19 protein-coding genes are annotated in these 18,888 nt (G+C 51.9%); 6 read left to right on the forward strand and 13 right to left on the reverse strand.

Annotated elements, in window-relative coordinates; translation table 11 throughout:
- Position 1 precedes the first annotated feature (1 nt).
- The 3 genes from ACFMKP_RS01510 (at position 2) to ACFMKP_RS01520 (ending at position 6,148) form a co-directional block, all read left to right on the forward strand.
- Positions 2–2,680, forward strand: a complete 2,679-nt coding sequence (locus tag ACFMKP_RS01510; protein WP_382288429.1) for a DUF5682 family protein — start codon at positions 2–4, stop codon at positions 2,678–2,680.
- Positions 2,681–3,182: 502 nt separating this feature from the next.
- Entirely contained in the window at positions 3,183–4,853 is a 1,671-nt protein-coding gene (locus ACFMKP_RS01515; RefSeq protein ID WP_382288432.1) for an acyl-CoA dehydrogenase family protein, read from the forward strand.
- Positions 4,854–5,062: 209 nt separating this feature from the next.
- Positions 5,063–6,148 (forward strand): STAS domain-containing protein, encoded by a 1,086-nt coding sequence (locus ACFMKP_RS01520; protein WP_382288434.1) that lies wholly within the window; start codon positions 5,063–5,065, stop codon positions 6,146–6,148.
- Here ACFMKP_RS01520 and ACFMKP_RS01525 read toward each other — a convergent pair.
- The 4 genes from ACFMKP_RS01525 to ACFMKP_RS01540 form a co-directional block, all read right to left on the reverse strand.
- Positions 6,145–6,939, reverse strand: coding sequence for a nitroreductase family protein (locus ACFMKP_RS01525; protein ID WP_204755827.1), 795 nt, complete (start codon positions 6,937–6,939; stop codon positions 6,145–6,147). The genes ACFMKP_RS01520 and ACFMKP_RS01525 overlap by 4 nt on opposite strands.
- A 16-nt stretch (positions 6,940–6,955) precedes the next feature.
- The gene (locus ACFMKP_RS01530; RefSeq protein ID WP_382288437.1) at positions 6,956–7,711 is read right to left on the reverse strand and encodes an SCO1664 family protein; all 756 of its coding nucleotides are present in this window, start codon (positions 7,709–7,711) and stop codon (positions 6,956–6,958) included.
- Positions 7,712–7,919: 208 nt separating this feature from the next.
- Positions 7,920–8,525 (reverse strand): DUF3090 domain-containing protein, encoded by a 606-nt coding sequence (locus ACFMKP_RS01535; protein WP_382288439.1) that lies wholly within the window; start codon positions 8,523–8,525, stop codon positions 7,920–7,922.
- A 37-nt stretch (positions 8,526–8,562) separates the two neighbouring features.
- Complete coding sequence (locus tag ACFMKP_RS01540) at positions 8,563–9,234, reverse strand: MSMEG_4193 family putative phosphomutase (protein WP_382288442.1); 672 nt, start codon at positions 9,232–9,234, stop codon at positions 8,563–8,565.
- A gap of 601 nt (positions 9,235–9,835) precedes the next feature.
- On the opposite strand from ACFMKP_RS01540, the gene ACFMKP_RS01545 reads away from it, so the two are divergent.
- Positions 9,836–10,114: an HU family DNA-binding protein gene (locus tag ACFMKP_RS01545; protein WP_054535028.1), complete on the forward strand. Its 279-nt coding sequence runs from the start codon at positions 9,836–9,838 to the stop codon at positions 10,112–10,114.
- 114 nt (positions 10,115–10,228) lie between these two features.
- Positions 10,229–10,693 (forward strand): GyrI-like domain-containing protein, encoded by a 465-nt coding sequence (locus ACFMKP_RS01550; RefSeq protein WP_382288445.1) that lies wholly within the window; start codon positions 10,229–10,231, stop codon positions 10,691–10,693.
- Positions 10,694–11,015: 322 nt separating this feature from the next.
- Here the strand turns inward: ACFMKP_RS01550 and ACFMKP_RS01555 are convergent, their stop codons facing one another.
- On the reverse strand, positions 11,016–11,522 hold the full coding sequence (locus ACFMKP_RS01555; RefSeq protein ID WP_382288447.1) for a hypothetical protein: 507 nt from the start codon (positions 11,520–11,522) through the stop codon (positions 11,016–11,018).
- Between the two features lie 80 nt (positions 11,523–11,602).
- On the opposite strand from ACFMKP_RS01555, the gene ACFMKP_RS01560 reads away from it, so the two are divergent.
- Complete coding sequence (locus ACFMKP_RS01560) at positions 11,603–12,058, forward strand: peroxiredoxin (protein WP_382288450.1); 456 nt, start codon at positions 11,603–11,605, stop codon at positions 12,056–12,058.
- Between the two features lie 32 nt (positions 12,059–12,090).
- Here ACFMKP_RS01560 and ACFMKP_RS01565 read toward each other — a convergent pair whose 3' ends face one another.
- The 8 genes from ACFMKP_RS01565 to ACFMKP_RS01600 all read right to left on the reverse strand — a co-directional run bounded on the left by ACFMKP_RS01565 (position 12,091) and on the right by ACFMKP_RS01600 (position 18,881).
- Entirely contained in the window at positions 12,091–12,411 is a 321-nt protein-coding gene (locus tag ACFMKP_RS01565) for a hypothetical protein (protein WP_382289439.1), read from the reverse strand.
- 20 nt (positions 12,412–12,431) lie between these two features.
- On the reverse strand, positions 12,432–12,770 hold the full coding sequence (locus ACFMKP_RS01570; protein ID WP_382288451.1) for a hypothetical protein: 339 nt from the start codon (positions 12,768–12,770) through the stop codon (positions 12,432–12,434).
- Between the two features lie 56 nt (positions 12,771–12,826).
- Entirely contained in the window at positions 12,827–13,510 is a 684-nt protein-coding gene (locus tag ACFMKP_RS01575) for a response regulator transcription factor (protein ID WP_110519387.1), read from the reverse strand.
- A complete protein-coding gene (locus tag ACFMKP_RS01580) occupies positions 13,491–15,539 on the reverse strand; it encodes an ATP-binding protein (RefSeq protein ID WP_382288453.1) in 2,049 nt (682 codons plus the stop codon). The genes ACFMKP_RS01575 and ACFMKP_RS01580 overlap by 20 nt, the downstream gene beginning before the upstream one ends.
- A 144-nt stretch (positions 15,540–15,683) precedes the next feature.
- On the reverse strand, positions 15,684–15,908 hold the full coding sequence (locus tag ACFMKP_RS01585) for a hypothetical protein (RefSeq protein WP_382288455.1): 225 nt from the start codon (positions 15,906–15,908) through the stop codon (positions 15,684–15,686).
- Positions 15,909–15,922: 14 nt separating this feature from the next.
- Complete coding sequence (gene glpB / locus ACFMKP_RS01590; RefSeq protein WP_382288457.1) at positions 15,923–17,128, reverse strand: glycerol-3-phosphate dehydrogenase subunit GlpB; 1,206 nt, start codon at positions 17,126–17,128, stop codon at positions 15,923–15,925.
- A 2-nt stretch (positions 17,129–17,130) separates the two neighbouring features.
- A complete protein-coding gene (locus ACFMKP_RS01595; RefSeq protein WP_382288458.1) occupies positions 17,131–17,910 on the reverse strand; it encodes a hypothetical protein in 780 nt (259 codons plus the stop codon).
- Positions 17,910–18,881 (reverse strand): ABC transporter ATP-binding protein, encoded by a 972-nt coding sequence (locus ACFMKP_RS01600; RefSeq protein WP_382288460.1) that lies wholly within the window; start codon positions 18,879–18,881, stop codon positions 17,910–17,912. The genes ACFMKP_RS01595 and ACFMKP_RS01600 overlap by 1 nt, the downstream gene beginning before the upstream one ends.
- Positions 18,882–18,888: the final 7 nt, after the last annotated feature.

Consider the following 18,888-nt stretch of genomic DNA (forward strand, 5'->3'; position numbering starts at 1 on the left):
AATGCTTGATTCACTTACCCAGCAATTAAATGCTACGGCGGCGGCCTTTACCGAGGATGCAGCCGCCTTGCAACGCTTGCTTCAGCGCATGGCCCACGATGTTGAGCGCGCCGAAGATGAAGCACTTGATCTCTTTCCTGTGGCGCATCACTCGCCTGCTTCGGCCTTGCAACTGGTGCGGCGTTTGCACCAAAAGCAGCCCAAAGTCATTTATATCGAGCTGTGCGAAGATATGCTTGAACTGGTTGGCCATTTGCGCGATTGTAAATTGCCGGTGGCGTTTCAGGCCTTTGCGGCCGAAAGCGAGTTGGTGCCAGCCGAGGCGCTGCCAATTAGCGTGATTGCGCCTTTAACCGAATCGTCAGCAGAATATCAAGCGATTGCCTATGCCTTGACCCATCCAGAAACGCAGTTGGTTTTTGTCGATCGTCCAGTTGATTATGTGTTTCAATGGCAACCAGTGCCGATTATCAGCGAAGATGAATCTGACGACGATGATGAGGCCGCTCAGCTTCATGGCAAATCAATTGGGGTGACGATTGGCACGCTGGAGCCGACCTTCGACGACTTTTTGCATTATTTGCTGCAAAACTCCAACTCGCGCCATTTTACCGAATGGTGGGAGCAATATGTCGAGCGAGTGATTTTACACGCTGATTATTCAACCTATCGCCAAGTGATGACCTTGGTTGGCAGCTTAATTCACCAACTTGGCCGCAAACCGCAGGATGTGATCAACGATCGTTTGCGTGAACGCTATATGTGGACGCGGATCAAGCAACATTTGGCTGAGCATGCAATCGATCCTGCCGATGCCTTGTATATTTGTGGCGCGGCCCACTTGGCCAGTGATGTGGCCGAATTTGGCACCAACAATGCTGAGCAATGGGCCGATATGCCTGCCAAAAGCGCTACCCAATGGCTGTTTGGCCTGATTCCATCGAGTTTTGTGGCGATTGAACAACAGTTCAATCATCCAGCAGGCACGATTGCTTTGGCCGAAGCAACATGGCGCAAAAGCCTGAAAGCTGGCCAAGTTAAGGCATTCCAGCTGAGCAAAGATCAAAAAGCTGCCAAGCCAAGCCGCACCAAAGCGCCAGTTGGCGCAACCCAACCTCACAATCCGCAGGCTTTGGCTAACTTCTTGCAACAGCCGCCCGAAGTTGCCGAAGCCGACCACGAGCAATTGCTCGATTGGTGTGCTCGGATTGTGGCCTTGGCACGCGAAAATGGCTATTTGGCCAGCACCGCCGATTCGATTGCAATTTATGAAACGGCTTATCTGTTGGCCAATATTCGCAATCGCTATCAGCCTTCGCCCTACGATTTTCAAGATGCGGCGATTACCTGCTTGGAGAAAGATCGCACGCCGCGCAAACGCAATATCAGCCAATTGTGCCGCATGTTGTTGGGTGGCGATCGGGTTGGCACGGTTGGCTATGAATCGCTGCCGCCGTTGGCCAAAAATATCTATGACCGCTTGGCTCCGTTGAATGTCAACCTGTATGCCAAAACCAACCAACGGGCCTTGATGGATTTTAGCCAAAGCCCCGATTTGCTCGATAGCTCAGAGTTATTGTGGCGCTTAAATTATTTGTTGGGCGATTATGTGGTTCAGCCAATTATTGGCGAGCGCAAACTTGGCAGCAAGCCAGTCCAAGAATCGTGGGAGATTCGGATTGGCAAATACCAACGCGACGTAATTCAACTTGGCTACGAGGGCATTACGCTGGAACAAGTGCTTGAGCAGCGCATGCGCCAACGCGCCTTTGGCGATGATGCGACCGCCGCCAAAGCCTTGCACACCGCCGAAGCCAGTTTGATGTATTTGCGCAGCCCGCGTTTCACCGAAGAATTGGGCTTTCACAGCCGCGCCTTGCTCATCCAAGAAACTGGCGTGCAAGATGCGCCCGATATTTTCGACCGCGCGCGCCATTTGGTGCAATATTATCGCACCATGCCACAGGGCTTGGCGACTTGGCTCGAATCGTTTGTAGCAACTGGTTATAGCCATTATGCCTCGTTGCTGCCACAGGCCATCGCCGATCGTGGCACAACTCCAGAAGCGGTTGCTGGCATGTTGGGCTTTATCTTCTCGCTCGAAAGTTTGGCCCTTTCGGTTGGCTGCCAACGCAGCGAATTGCTGATTAGCGTTGAGCTGGCTGGCAAGGGCGACGTTGCCCCCGATAAACTTGGCTTGTTGTGGGTGGCTGAGTGGCTGCTCAATCGGCGCACAATTCAATCAATGCGCGAATTTTTCGAGCATCTCACCGAAGACCCGCTAAGCTTGCAAGGTTTGCCCGCCTACTTGAATGGTTTTATTTTGGCCTTGAAGTTTGCCCCACGGATTGCCTTGTTTGTGGTTGAGTTGTTGAGCCATATCTTCCGTGTTGTGCCCGATTCGGCACTCATTCCGTGGTTGCCTGGCTTTATTCTGCAATTACGGCGCAACGCAACGATTTTGGAGCCGCTGATCAAAGAAGCCGCCTTGGTCTTTCCGCCAAATGTGGCTGGGCTGGGCAACTGGCAACCAAATTGGATGCACGATCAACAACGCTTGCCAGAAGGTGAAGTGACAATCAGCGCCGATCTAAGCCCTGACGATCAATTGGCCCATGAGCTATTGCTCGCCCATCCTGCTGGCATGCAAGCGCTGGCTGCGTTGCTGAATATTGGCTAGATTCCCTCACCTCCCAGCCCTCTCCCACTGAACGCCGGCGAGCGGCAGCATCCGAAGATCATGCGAAAATCACAGAATGAGAAAGCCCCTCGCCCGCGCCACGGGAGAGGGGTTGGGGTGAGGGGGTCAGTAACCCACACGAAGGGGGATTTTGCAGAAAAATAACAATCCACACAATGAATTTTAGGGGGTGCAATGGTTGATCATTCCCTCACCCCCAGCCCCCTCTCCCACGAAAACGCGGGCGAGGGGGAGCATCCGAAGATCATGCGAAAATCACAGAATGAGAAAGCCCCTCGCCCGTGCCACGGGAGAGGGGTTGGGGTGAGGAGATATAGCCGTGGTTAACGTGATGTACCCTTAGTAAGGAAGGGCTAGAGCCTCTAGGCGATTGGCAATAGTGTGGTATCCCAAAAAACTTCGATAGCCAAAAGCCAATAGTCCCTCTTTTGGGCGCTATAATAGCTGCATTCGTTGGTTTTAATAGCTAGGAGTTGCAACGATGCCACCCTTTAATCAACCAGCCCCACAGCTCAACAATCAATATACAAGCGATCGCTTGCTGCAATTGTATCTGCGCCGCCGTTTACCTGCCGAGGTCTTAGCCCAAATCAGCTCCGCACTGCACGAAATGGGCGATTTAGCTGCCAATGAACTGTATCAATTGCAATTGGCTGATCGGCTCAATGAACCTGAATTGACCCAGTGGAATGCCTGGGGCGAACGCATCGATCAGATTGTGTTGACTCCGCTTTGGCAGCGGGCCGAGCAGATCGCGGCCCAATCTGGCTTGATTGCAACTGGCTACGAACAAACTTTCCACGAATATTCGCGCACCTGCCAATTTGCCTTGGCCTATCTCTTTCATCCGTCGAGCGATGTTTATAGTTGCCCCTTGGCGATGACCGATGGTGCTGCCCGCACCGTGCTTCAATCGGGCAATCAGGCCTTGATTGAACGCGCCATGCCCCATTTGACCAGCCGCGATCCCAAGCAGTTTTGGACAAGTGGCCAGTGGATGACTGAATCGACAGGTGGCTCCGATGTTGGGCTTTCAGAAACGATTGCCCGCCAAGATACCGATGGCACATGGCGCTTGTATGGCCGCAAATGGTTTAGCTCGGCCACAACCTCGCAAATGGCCTTGACCTTGGCTCGACCAGAGGGCAACTCTGCTGGCGGGCGTGGTTTGGCCTTGTTCTATGTCGAGACCCGCGACCAAAACGGACGGCTCAGTCAGATTGAAGTCAATCGGCTGAAGGATAAATTGGGCACGCGCAAAGTACCCACAGCTGAGCTAAATCTGCTTGGCACGCCAGCAATTCCTGTCGCAGGCTTGCAGGATGGCGTGCGGGCGATTGTGCCAATGTTGCAAATAACCCGCACCTGGAACAGCGTTTCAGCGGTCGGCTTTATGCGGCGCGGCATGGCGCTGGCCCAAGATTATGCCCAAAAACGCTTCGCTTTTGGCTCGCTACTCAATCAAAAACCGCTGCACATCGATACTTTGGCAGGCTTGCAGGCTGAGTATGCTGGCGCATTTATGCTGACGTTTTATTTAATCGAATTGCTGGGCTTGGATGAAGTTGGCAAGAGCACACCCCAACAACGCCAATTATTAAGATTATTAACATCGATTACTAAATTAACCACCGCTCGCCAAGCAGTGCAGCATACCAGCGAAATTGTTGAGAGCTTTGGTGGCGCTGGCTATGTCGAAGATACTGGCTTGCCAAGCCTCGTACGCGATGCGCAGGTGCTTTCGATTTGGGAAGGTACGACCAATGTTTTGGCGCTCGATAGTTTACGGGCGATCAGCGAAGATCCAAGCATTTGGCCCAGTTTGCGTCAGCAAGTCAACCTGTGGTTGAGCAACGTCCATGATCCGAGCCTTAGCCAAGCAATTGAAGTGGACCAAACCACGCTTGATCATTGTGAACGCTGGCTAGCTGAGAGCACCCTTGATCGGGCTGCAGCTGAAATGGGCGCACGCCGTTGGGCATTGACGGTTGGCCGAGCACTTGAATTAGCATTATTACTTGAGCATGCCCAAGCAGCTTTGAGCGAGCATGCTGATCGGTGGTTGGCGGCGGCAGCACGGCGGTTTAGTTGTAGCCAGATTAATCTGATTGTGGCGATCGATGCCGACGATAATCAACTGTTGCTGAGTTAATTTTTACAATTACATAGCTGAAAATTCCTAACATGCAAGTGTATTCAACTATTAATAATTACACCAGGGTACTATGAAAAAGCGGTTGAGCCTAGTACCGTTGTCTGTTTGCGTGCATGAATAGCCTAGGGTATAGTAGGGCAACTTGTTATTCTTCCAACGAGATAATAATTAATAGCTTAGCCGATTGAGCCAAAAAGGGTTTTTTCATGAAAGCACTACTAGCGTGGTTAGCTCAGGTTGATCATCCGCTTGAAGATGTGCGGCGACGTGGCCAAATTATCATCAGCGTGATGTGTGCGATTTTTGTGATTGCAGTAATTGCCCTCCCATCATTAATCTTTAATCCCAAGCCATTAACCTCTGGTGCGGCCTTAGGCTTAGGTATTATCTTGGCGTTGATCGTGGTTCCATTAGCGCGGCGCGGCAAAGTGGCGTTTGCTGGTTGGGTTGTTGTGATCTCAACAGCTTTTATCGTCTCGATTCCTATGATTTTGCGCGGCGAAAGTGGCTATACCTTGGCCTATTTGCTGATTCCAGTGTTGATTGCTGGGGTTGTGCTGCGGCCATGGCAAATTCTGGTTGTCTTGGCTGGCATCTGGGTGATGATCACCGTTTTGGAATTGAGTTTTCCTACGACGCAGCAAGTAGCCACAACTGGTGGTGTATTAACCCACGCCCTCCTCATGACGTTTATCGGCGCAATCATTAGCTTTGTAAATAGCCGAATTACGGTTGGAGCCTTTGATGCGGTTTCTGCTGGCCAGCGTACAATCGAGCAAAATGCTCGTCAATTGGCCGAACTTAACGCCTCGCTCGAACAACAGGTGCAGCAGCGCACAGCAGACCTTGAAACTGCACTCGTAAAGTTACAAGAGCGAGCCAGTACCCAAGAACGCTTGATTGATGAGATTGAGCAGCAGCGCGAGGTGATTCGCGAAATGAGCGTGCCAGTCTTGCCAGTGGCTGCCAAAGTGTTGGTGATGCCACTGGTTGGGGCGCTTGATAGCGAACGGCTTAGCCGCCTGCAAGAGAATGCCTTACAAGCGGTGCAGCGTCAATCGATCAAACATTTGGTGCTGGATATTACCGGGGTTGTGGTGGTCGATAGCCAAGTGGCCCAAGGGTTTATTAGTGTGGTGCGAGCGGTGCGCTTGCTTGGCGCAGAAACCATGCTAGTTGGCGTGCGCCCAGAAGTCGCCCAAGCCATGGTTTCGTTGGGGCTAGAATTGGATACAATCAGCACCTCGGCGACCTTGCAAGAAGGCTTGCAACGGATTCATAACTACAATTAAGCCTCGTTTGTTGGCTCAAATGGTTCGTCCCAACGATTGGCATAGGCCAAAGCTGCGGTGCGTTTGCGCTGCGATGAGGTCCAATCGATCGTTGGGCGATCGGCGCTTTGCGGAATGTAGCCCAACCGATACAGCACCATCAAACTGTGCTCCTCGGGAATCTGCAATAGCTTGTTAATTTTCTCCCACTGACCCTCAACTTCCATCGGAGTCGAGATAAACTGCATGCCAATGCCAAGTGATGTGGCGGTTAGCCAAATCGTTTGCATCACTGCGCCTAACGAAAGCAGCGAGTACATGCCCGATAGGTCGTCTGGCTTGTATTCACTTTTATCCAGCGTAATACCCAAAATCAAGGGCGAACCAGCCACCAACTTGCGGGCATCTTTGCCAAGCACTTTGGGCACTTGAAATTTGGCCATCAACTCGCCGCCGCGCTCGGTAAAAATATATTTGGCAAAGGGTTTGAGCACTGCTGGCAGATTGTCGATCAAAATGCCATCGCCACGTTGATCAACTTCCTTCTTGGAGAAGCGAAAATATTTGCGATAGCGTTGCCAGAAGCGACCACCAGCCATTAATTTCTGCATCGATTCGCCAGCAATATCAGCTAGTTGCATGCGCGTCGCCTGATCTTGGATGACGACGAAACGCCATGGCTGCGAATTAAAGTGCGAGGGTGCACAAGCCGCCATCTCCAAAATAGTCCGCACATGGGCTGGATCGAGCGGGCGATCTTCAAATGGGCCATTGGTGGTGCGGCGCGAACGAATCGCATCGAGCAAATCCATAAATGGACATCCTTGTCTACACGGGCGGCCACGGAATTGAGCGCTGCCCATACGAAGCGGGGAATTTGGCATTGCTGATCAGGCGGCTGAGCCGTTGGCGCATGGCTTTGATTTCACGTGGATAGAGCATGGTGTTGAGTGCTTCGGTCAGGCTCGTTTCTGGCTCCAAATCTTGGGCCAGTTGCTTGAGGTCGGCTAAATCTTCTGCGGGAATATCCTCGCCCACCCAATCCCAAATTACCGTGCGCAACTTATATTCATCGTGAAAGCAGATGCCATGATCAATCGCCCAAATCCGTTGATCATCATCGACGAGCACATGGCCACCCTTGCGATCTGCATTGTTAATCACAATATCAAACAAGGCCATACGCTGAAAATCGCGTTCGTGGCCTTCTTTCAAAGTAAAAAAATGCTGCTCATAATCGGCGTGAATCAGCAATTGCACCGAGCCAACGCCGTGCGGGCCTTGGCGGGTAACGGTTGGCGGCACCAAATGCCAGCCCAAGGCATGGCTAATCATAAACGCCGCTGCCTCGCGTTTGTATAATGTGCCCTGCGGAAAATCCCAGAGCGGGTTCTCGCCACGTTGGGGTTTATAGACGGCCCCTAGCACCAGCTCGCTTGGGTCATCGGCATGGACTTCAACTAAAAAGGTATAGTTACTGCTCCATGGCAATAAGCCCTGCAATTCGATCCGGCCATCGCGCAGCACTTGCAAGATCGTTGCCAGCTCAAGCGCTAGGGGTTGCTCTGATTCGTTATCGCTCATGGGCTACCTCAGTATTGGGCAAATGGGGTCGGAGTTCAGGGGTCGGGGATCAGGACGTTGCTCAATCCCAAATTAGGCTAAACCTGATCCCCAACCACCGATCTCTACTTTATTGGAGGTCGGGGTTCAGGGGTCGGCGATCAGGACATTGCTCAATCCCAAATTAGGCTAAACCTGATCCCTCATCCACAGCCCCCGACCCCTACTTCTACATTTCGGAAGCTTTTTTATTGCCGTGGCCGTTTTTCTTGACGCACATATGGCCTTCATCTTCCATTGGTTGCAAACATTGAGGGCAAATTGGCCGCCCGCCAGTGGTGATGATGTCCATCGCGTTGCGACTTAGCGCTTGCATTTTGGCGCGGGTTGCCGAAATACGAACGCGACGTGGCTCGTTTTTGGCTTCTTCATCATCGTCGCTGCGTTGCTGCAAAATTGGGTCAATATCTTCATCTTCATCATCGTCGCCCAACTGCAATTCATCAGCCTCGATGACCAACAGATCGCTGGTTGGGTCGTAGGCAAGCGCCATTTGGGCAATGCGGAAGAAGGGATTCAACGGTGGCCGCAGCAATAATTCGGCTGGGGTTGGCTCCTCGGATGCATCGGGCCGCGCCACGCCACGCTTATCCAATTCTTCGAGAATATCGTCGATTCGTAAGCATAAGGCCCGAACCAACTCTTTTTCGGTGATCAACGAAACCAGATCGTTGCCTTTTTGGGCTTGAAGATAGAACGTTCGCTGGCCTGGCTGGCCAACTGCTGCTGCCGTAATATGGCTGACGCGGCGTAAATCGTAGACGAAATCTGACATACCGAACCTTTCAATTCAGTGTAAGCGAGAGCTTAGCTTAACCCACAGGCCGTTCAGTTTCCGGCGTAACCTCGTTTGTATCGTTCGAAGCAGGCTTGGCTTCAGGAAAGCTGGGCATTTCGCTGGTTTGATTGACACACAGCACATGCGGCCCGCTATCGTTGACCGTAACCACCGTTACTGAGGCTGGGCTAATGACAATTCGTTGGAACAAATCTAAATGTACGCCCAAATAATGCGCAATCATGGCTTTAACCACATCGGCATGGGCAAAAACGGCAATAACCTCATTAGGATGTTGCTGACGCAGCGCTTCGAGCGCATCGACAACCCGATTTTGCATCTCGCGCAAGGTTTCGCCGCCTGGAATCCGCGTGCCCGATGGAAAGCGCTGGATATTAGTCCAAGTTGGGGTGTCGGCTAATTCCTTAATCGTGCGGCCTGTCCACTCGCCAAATTGAATCTCGCCAACGCCAGCCAAGATTTGAACCTCAAGGCCAAGCTGTTGCGCGATTGGTTGGGCGGTTTCGACAGCGCGCTCAAGCGGGCTGCTATAGATCGCTTTGATCGGGGCGTTGGCCAAATGTTCAGCCAAGCGTTGAGCTTGGGCCTGACCTTCGGCGTTGAGGTGGACGTTGGGTGTCCAACCAGCCAAGGCTTTACCAACCATATCGTTGGTAGCATGGCGAATTAATAAAAACGTCGTCATTGGTCTTGATTTCCTCCGCTACGACGCACAATACATCGTATTATACGGCGATTTTACTGCCAATGGTGAATTAAGTTTAGGCTGCTGGCCGCTATTCGTGTTGTTGGCTGTAATGGTTCATTGGATTGGCAACCGTGTCCCCTCACCCCCCAACCCCCTCTCCCACGAAAACGCGAGCGAGGGGAGTATCCGTTTTCACCACGCCGTGCGGTAGAACCAGGGGATGAAAGCCCCTCGCCCGCCACGTGGGAGAGGGGTTGGGGTGAGGGGATCAGACGGTGGTTAACCTGATGTTCCATTACAGCTAGCTACTTAGCGCTGAACAAGCGTAGCCCAAGCCCCAAGCGGCCAACCAATGCCAATTTGCAACCAGAATTTCTAAAGAAGCTTAATAAATCGCCCAAATCTAGGGCTGATGGCACTGCATTTGCTCTTTGCTAGGCCAAAAACCTACTCCCTGAGCCAAAAAGCACTTGCATTCTTGGCAAGGGTGATATAAGGTAGGTGCTATCGCGAATGCTTGAGGTATTACGAGGATACTAAAGCCATGCGGCTGTCTTTCAATTTTGGTGAAGACAGGTAGTGTAAGGAGTAACTCCAAATGCATCAATCGGATTTGATCAAGGCCATTGCGGAAAAATCAGGTTTGAACCAAGCCCAAGCTGGAAAAGCAGTTAACGCCTTGCTCGAAAGCATTACCGAAGCGTTGGCAGCTGGCGATCGGGTCGTCTTGACTGGCTTTGGCACGTTTGAAGTCCGCGAACGCCAAGCGCGCACTGGCTTCAACCCTAAAACCCGCGAGCCATTGGAAATTCCTGCTACCCGCGCCCCAGCATTCTCGGCTGGTAGCAACTTGAAAAAAGCTGTCACCGAGAAATAATGCTCGGTTGGCCCAACCACGGCTAGGCAATGGGCTTGGCCGTGGTTTTTTGTGGCTTGAAAAGAGCACATTTGTTTTGTATAATTGCTTGGTTGTGTTGTATGAGGATTTTCTATGCAGGTCTATGAACGGGCTGGCGTAACAATTGCAGGTTTGGCTACTCGCACTACCAATCAGGCGGAAGGCGACCCCAACACTGGCTTAATCGGCCCATTGTATCAACGCTTTTTTAGCGAGAATATCAGCCAGCAAATTTCCACTGCTGATCTTACCAGTCGCTATGCGGTCTATACCCACTATGCCAGCGATCATCGCGGCGAGTACGATTTGATTGTTGGCCATGCGGTCAGCGGCGAGCAACCAGTTGCTGCTGGCTTAACTCAAATTACTATTCCTGCCCAGCGTTATTTGCGTTGGCAAGCAACCATTGCTCAACCAAGCGATGTATTTGGGCTGTGGGTGCAGATTTGGGACTATTTTAGCCAGCCCCAAGCCTATCAACGCAGCTATACTGCCGATTTTGAATACTACGATTTTGCCCAGCCAGAGCAGGTCGAAATTTGGATTGCAATTCAGTAAGTTTTGAGTAGATCGCCTCACCCCAACCCCTCTCCCGTGGCGCGGGCGAGGGGCTTTAACGCGCTGGTTCTCCCCCAATTCCTTGGCGAAAAATGGTCGGCTCCCCCTCGCCCGCATTTTTGTGGGAGAGGGGGCTGGGGGGTGGTCGAAATTTGGATTGCAATTCAGTAAGTTTTGAGTAGATCGCCTCACCCCAACCCCTCTCCCGTGGCGCGGGCGAGGGGCTTTAACGCGCTGGTTCTCCCGCAATTCCTTGGCGAAAAATGGTCGGCTCCCCCTCGCCCGCATTTTTGTGGGAGAGGGGGCTGGGGGGTGAGGGAATTTATTTGGCATCAAGCGTTTGTTTTTTCCAATCGATGCTATAGCCAGCTGCCGACTTGTCGATGACCTGCTCAACTGCCCCCAACACGTGGCCAATAAATTCAGGATTTTCATGAACGAACACAATTGCCTCATTCTGCCCAGTGCTTGGTACCACTAACAAGCCATGTTGGTCGCGCCAACTGAGATAATCCACAAAGAGATAAATGATCCACAAGGCGAGGACGGCTGATAACACATTTTGGGCTTGCTCAATTAAGATGTCTGATAAGATGCGTAAGATGCGTGGTTTTAGGCCCATGAAAATTGTTAAGCCCGTGGCTAAAATCAATACTTGGGTGGTCGGAAAGGCCTTGTAGATTTTTACTTGGGCAACTTTGGCAAGGTTTGCGATTGGAATAAGCGTCTGATCAATCCTCAGCCGCGTGGCATCAATCTGCATGTGTTCGGGGTGAACGCTGGTAACGCGGTGTTTGGCGATCGGTTCGATTGCTGATTGGCTTGGCATAATTCCGCTCAATTCACTCCGATGCGGAGTATAATGCAATACGGTATTAGGATGAGTGTGTACATTAAGGAGCAATTCACGTGGATAGTACCACCCTTAAAGTTGGCGATAAAGCCCCCGATTGGACATTAAGTGGCACTGATGGCGACGTGCATTTGGCCGACTTCCAAGGCCAAAAAAACGTTGTGCTACTGTTTTATCCCTTAGATTTTAGCCCTGTCTGTTCGTTGCAATTGCCCAGTTATCAAGCCCGCAAGCCTGAATTCGATCAACGTGATACTGAGATTTTTGGCATTAGCACTGATAGTAAATGGTCGCACAAAGCATTTTCCGATCAGTTAGGGCTGGAATATCAACTACTCAGCGATTATCAACGCCATGTTTCCGAAGCCTATGGCGTGTTGCGGCCAGAAGGCTTTACCAATCGCGCCGTATTTGTGATTGATAAAGCTGGGATCGTGCGCCACGTTTCGGTAACCAACCCTGGCCAACAGCCCGACCAAAACGAAGTGATGAACGTGCTCGAAACCTTGTAAATTGCAATGGCGCGGTACTGCCCTGTATCGCGCTAGCTGATGATTGCCAGCACGATGATCAAACCACCTTGCAGCAATGCCAAGCCTGCCAAGCTTTTAAATGCGCCATCAGGCAGCCAATCGGGCCAAAGCCCAGCAGTTTGCCTAATTGGCTGACGGTCTTGGCGATAGCGCGGGTGATAACGGCCATTCACATAGCTGGCAAGCATCAGCATCACCCCTGGAATGCTATCGATCAGCATGCGCAACCCATTGCCTAGCCCACCAGTTTGCCAAAATGGGCTGCTAGTAAAGGCTAAAGTTAGGCCGAAAAATCCAATCAGGCCAAATAGAATGTGCTTTGCATACTTCATCGTTCTCTCCGATTATCCGTTTAAAAAAACCATTTGCTCAATAGCCACAATCCGCCAGATCCAACCAAACTAACCTGTAATCCAGTCAGCACCCGTTGCTGGCTTGGGCTGAGCCACGCATTAAATTGGCCTAGGGTGGGCTGTTGGTTTGGCGCTGCATTTTCATAGCCATATTGGCGCATAAAAAGCCAGTAGTAGCCAACATGGCTCGCAACCCATAAACCCCATGCAATTGTAACGAAGGCTTTGAAGGTTGCTTCAAGCGATGTGCTATTGACCAAGCTACTGGCTTGATCAAGGCTCATACCCACGCCGCCAAGCCCGACCACAGCATACAACAGGTTATATTTGCGTTTCATTGTTGGCTCCAACTATTCCGTAAGGCTGTACGCAGCGTTGCTGATTTTGATGCAACTTAATTTGCCCCGTTGGGCTGCAAAATATAGCCAACACTAGGAATCGTCACCAAATATTGTGGCTCGGCGGGGTTTGGCTCGATTTTTTGGCGCAAACGATGCACCAGTTGTTTCAATAAGGTGCGATCGCCAATGCCATGCTGGCCCCAAACATGGATTGTAACCTGTTCGTTGCTGACGACGCGGCCTGCATTGGCCAACAAATATTGCAGCAAGCGAAATTCACGATTAGTCAACGAGACAAAGCCCAAGCCTTCGCGGCTCACACTTTGGCGCTCGGTATCCAGCACCAAATCGCCTTGTTGCAAGGGCGTTGGGCGTTCGCCGCCACCGCGTCGTAGCAGGGCGCGCACTCGTGCGGTAAGCGTGCGTGGGCTAAATGGCTTGTTGAGATAATCGTCAGCGCCGCCATCCAAGCCCCGAATCAAATCATCTTCGCTGTTGCGCACGGTCAGCAACATCACTGGTACAGCTGATTGGGCGCGAATTCGGCGACACACTTCAAAGCCATCTAAACCTGGCATATTCACATCGAGAATCACCAATTCTGGTTGTTCGCTGGCAAATTGGGTTAAGGCTTGGGTTCCATCGGCTGCTTGCACCACGGTGTAGCCTGCTTGGCTCAGGGCAAAGCCAATTAAGCCACGTAATTCAGCATCATCATCAACGACTAAAATTTTCATCGCTTCCTCTGGGTAATTCAATCACAATCCGCGTGCCAAGGCTGCGAGCTGGCACATGAATGCGGCCATCGTGGCGCTCAATAATTGATTGAACGATCCACAAGCCCAAGCCTGCGCCGCTTTGCTCTGGCTCGTTGCGTCCGCGCACAAACAAGCGAAACGGCGATTCGCTGGGTGATGGCGGCATGCCTGGGCCTTCATCTTCGACCCAAACTTGCAAATGCTCGGCGCTTACCTGGCCACCAATGCCAATGGTGCTATCGGGCGGCGAAAATTTGCTGGCATTGGCAAGCAGATTGACAAAGACTTGGGTTAATCTGGTGGCATCGCCAGCCACATTCGGCAGTGGATAGGGCAAATCGACCTCGACTTGCTGGCGGCGTTGTTGAATTAATGGCAACATCAATTCAACTGCGGCCTCGACGACCGAATCTAAGGCGATTTCGCTGCGCCGAATTGTCAATTGGCCCGCTTCGATGCGCGCACTTTCCAATAAATTATCGATCAAATAGGTTAAGCGCAAGGCTCCACGCTGTAATGATACGATCAGTTGGCGAATTTGGGCAGTCGAAAGTTGCGGCAATTGATCAAGCAACAGCTCCAACGAAGCTAATTGGGCTGAGAGCGGGGTGCGAAACTCATGTGAAATGGTTGCCAAAATCGTATCGCGCAAACGGCGTGAAGTTTCAATATCAGTTTCATCACGCATTACCTGCACATGATTGTGCTCAAGATCACCCGAGCTGGTGATAATCACGGTGCGGTGGCGACCATCGCGCAATTGTAAATGCTCGGTAGCTTGGGCTTGGCCGCGAAAGCGGGCATGAATAATCGGACAAGCTTGCTCACAAGGCCGCACGCCAGCGATGAACTGTGGCTGCAACACATCGCCACAAAACCGCCCAATTGCTTGCTCTGGCTCGATGCCAAGCATGCTGGCTGCTTGTTGATTCAAATAGCGAATCCGGCGATCGCGATCGACGGTAAATACACCTTCGACAATTCCCGCCAAAATAGCGTTGGCCTCAGATTGTTGGCGCTGAAGATCGGCGGTTAGGCCGCGCAGGCGTTGGCGCATATCTTCCAAGGTTCCGGCGAGCGTGCCGACCTCAACGCCTTTGGCCGGAGCGACAGGCGTAGTTAAATCGCCGCGACCAATTTGGGCGGCGGCTTTGGTCAAACGTCGCAACGGCCCACCAACATAGCGCCCAACCAACAAATTTAAGCCAAAGGCCAAAACCCCGCCAACCAGGGCAATCGTGAGCAACACTTCGCTGAGCCGCTGCGCCGAATTGCGAATTTGGGTATCGGGCAAGGTCACGCTGACAACGCCAATTGGCTGGCCGGTGATGGAGAGCAGTGGGGCGCTCGCGATGTAGTGATGTTGCTCGCGCAAATAGCTATCGGTGGTTGAGTTTGTGTTGAGCGCCGCAGTTTGGGTTTGGCTTAATGGATCATTGGCGTTGCTTAGGCGTTGTTGCGGCACAATCGCCACGGGCAAACTCAGAATAGTCGATAACTCAGCTTGATACTGTTGGTCAAGCTCGATCCAGACTGCGACAATGACGCTAGGATCGGTGGCAAGTGGCACGCGGGCAGCCAAGCGTAACAAAGGGCCATCAAGCAATAATGCCCGATCTGCGAGGGCTGGCATGGCCGGAACCTCAGCTCCAACCGCGATTAATAGCTGACCATTTTGATAGATTGCACAGCCCGCGAGATCGCTGGTGGCTTGAAATTGGCTTAAAAATGTGCTGAGTGCAGCTTGATCGTTGGTTTGCAACAGGCGGGCGAGGGTTGGGCGTTCGGCCAATAGTTGGGCGGTTGTCAATACCTCGTTGCCCGAACGCTGGACATCGTTTTGAGCGATTGCAACGCCTTGGCGCACTCGGGCTAAGCCTTGATCATCGCCCAATTCCAACAACAAGCTAATTGCCACCGTCGCAATTCCGACGATGGCAATGATTAACACAGCTAAGTTTACGCCGATCAGCAGCGTTGGGAGGCGAATTTTAGGCCGTAATTGCATCTCGACACCGCTGCAATAAATGTTGATCCACGAAGAGCACGAAGGATACGAAGGATTGGAACCGCGAAGATCGCGAAGAGCACGAAGGTCTATAGCTACAGGCTATTGGCTAGCGGACGATCGGTGTGATTTCCTGCCAATCATTCATCCAAAAGCCAAGAGCTTATAGCCCTGGATTTTTGCCACAGATTGGCACAGATTAGTCAGATTATGATCTTTTTCGCCACGAATTGCACGAATTGCACGAACAAGGTTTCGATAGCCCATAGCCATCTTCTCTCTGCGCCTCTGCGTTAAAAACGGAACTCGATCCCTCGCCCCTATTTTGACTTTTGATTTCTGACTTTTGATTTTCCCTTCATCCTTCATCCTTCATCCTTTAGCTATGTTCTATGTTCTTTAAACGCTTGGGTTGCACTTGCAAGGGCTAAACCCTCAACCCAACGCTCGCGAATCGGGTCGCATCCGGCCAGCGCGGCCCCAACGATTTGCAGATTTTCGGCAATTGGCTGGTGCTGTGCATCGATTGGCTGAAGCTCTTGATTAACTGCGATGCCTGCTTGAAAGAGCTGATGTTGCTGGTGAAGATTGGGTTCGAACCACTGATCACGCTCGGCTGGTTGTTGAACTGGCAAATTGAGCGCGGTTTCACGTAGCAGGTTGGGATAATCGGCGCGTAATCCACCGCCGCCAATGCCGCCAGTTGCCAAAATATAGTGCTTGGCACTGTGGCGTTGTTCGCGGGCGGCGGCAGCGCTATACACCGCAACCAGCCGTTGGTGCTGAAACTCGCCGCGAATAACTTCTGCACTCAGTTGGATGCGGCCATTCAACTGCTCAAAATGGCTGATTAACATGCGTTGCAAGCGTAACCCGGCCACATTGGTTGGCAAGGTTGGCACTTCGGCCACCAAACATCCCAATTTACTTTGCAGTTCATTAACGATGCTTGCGCTCTGGTCGAGGCCAAGAATTGCGGGAAACAGTAGGAGTTGTGCATCGCCGCGAATCTGATCGATTTGCTTAATGAGCGCTTGGCGAAAACTGGCTTGCTCGCATAAACGGGCCAAATTGACGCTATTGAAATCGCGGCTGCGCTCGCTTGGCGGCATCGTCAAATATGCGCCACGCGCGGCAATCCCTTGCTCGGCGAGTCGTGCTGCCAACAACGGGGAAAAGAAATCGCGTAATTCGTGAAAACCAAGCACCAAGACCCGATAATTGCTGATGATCGAGCGTTCAGCGTTGATCATCGTTAAGGGAACGGCGTTGGTTGGCCGCCACGTGCCAATTGCAGTTGGCAACCACGCATGCTGGCGCTTAGCCACAAAGCGATAGCTCTGCTGCTCGCTGAATTTCAGCCAAGCTTGGGTTGCTGGTTCCAACGCTGATTGCAGCGTCGCAAAGGGATGGTGGGTGCTTTGTTCGGCTGGTGGTTGGTGCGGCCAAAGATCAAGGCAGCCGCTGCTCCACGGCAATGTGCCATGGCCTTTGGCCAACAACGTGACGCTTCGGCCAGCTTGGGCATGCAGAATCGCGCTCCACAAGCCTGCGAGGCCTGCGCCAATTACCAACACATCAGCTTGCACGCTTAGGCTCCTAGAATAATATCGCGGCGTTCAAAGGCAAAAAAGCCAAAGGCGCTGACCGCAATTAACAGGGCCATTTGGCCTCCCAAAATTGCCAAGGCTTGATTGATGTTGCTCTCGTAGGCTTGGCGGGTAACTGCTAGCTCAAAGCCTGCGAAAAGCGGGGTTAATGGAATGCCAACGATGGTGCGAATGGCGGCCAAAATTTTGCCCAAGCTGCCATTCGGGGCAAAGGTATTGGTAAAAATATCGCTGGTGCTCAACGAAGCCAAGGCAATTACGCCCAAAATGCTCAAGCGCCAGCCTTGCGATAAGACCAAACTGGAAAGCAACAGTACCAATGCCGTCACCAAGGCAATATCTAAAATCAACGGCAACGCGCCAGCGCCCCAAATCACTGCATCCCACAAAACAGGCTTATTGATCAGCGTGACGATCAGCGTGCAGAGCAACAGATTGGTTAGGCTAATTAAAAAAGCGACTAAAAATAAGCCAACCAAATAGCCTTTGCGCCCAAGCGAGCGCGCTAAAACGACATAGCCCTGGGGCCGATTGCCCATGCCTGCCATCATCGTCGTGGTGAAAATTGTTTGACATAATACGAAAATGGCGGTCATGCTAAAAAACTGGGTGGCGGTGAGTTGCGCGGCTGTATTTGGTTTGCGCAGAAACACATACGCAAAAATAATTAATGCGCCAAACTCAATTAAGAAACGCCCAGAGCGTTTATATTCGCTCCAGATAAAGCCTGTCCAAGCCCAAATTTGCCGAAGCTTTGCCATTATTGCTGTTCCTCGTTCGCTAACAAACTATCAAGAATTGCCAGCGGTGCTTGGGGCTGCATTTCTGCTGGTGGTTCTTTGCCCGATACAACGTGCAGATACAGATCGCGCAGATTGCCAAGCGTCGGTTGTAAGCTCGACACCGTGTAGCCTTCATCAAGCAGCAATTGCAACAACCGCCCTTGCAAGGCTGGGTTATTTTCGGGCACGGTGATAAAGCGATCATCGCGCACAATGCTGGGGTCAATCGAGCGCAGGGCAAAATCGAGCGCAGCGGTTGGAGTTTCTTTCAGCGTCAGCACGATGCCATTGGTTCCCGTTAGTTGGGCTAAATCGGTTTCGGCGGCCAGCGCACCTTGCACCAAAATGCCTACCCGATTGCAAACCGCCTCGATCTCATCAAGCTGGTGCGAGCAAATCAAAATCGTATGGCCTTGACTGCGTAGATCGAGCAGGAGATCGCGCATTTCAAGTTGGCCTTGGGGGTCGAGGCCCGATGATGGCTCGTCGATCAGCAAGAGTTGCGGGTCGGCAAGCAAGGCTTGGGCAATCCCAACCCGCTGGGTCATCCCCTTGGAATAGGTGCGCATGCGCTTATCGGCAGCTTCGGTCATGCCCACCAATTCGAGCAAATCGTTGATCCGACTGGCGAGGCTTGGGCCACGTTGGCCGCCAAAGTGGCCCATGTAGGTCAAATATTCGCGGGCGCTGCAATGGGTGTGGTAGCGCAAGCGTTCGGGCAAATAGCCAATTTGGCCGTGCATGGCGGCAGGTGTTTTGCCAAAAACCTCAATTCGTCCACTGTCGGGGTATAAAAATCCCATAATCAAATGAATGAGGGTCGATTTGCCAGCGCCATTTGCCCCCAGCAAGCCATAGACTTGGCCTTCTTGGACCATCAAATTCAACTGGCGCAAGATCGTTGTTGTATCAAACCGTTTGACAATATTTTCAAGCAAGAGTGCTGTCATACCTTCT

Origin of the sequence: Herpetosiphon sp. NSE202, assembly GCF_042688385.1 — a bacterium.
Lineage (GTDB): Bacteria > Chloroflexota > Chloroflexia > Chloroflexales > Herpetosiphonaceae > Herpetosiphon.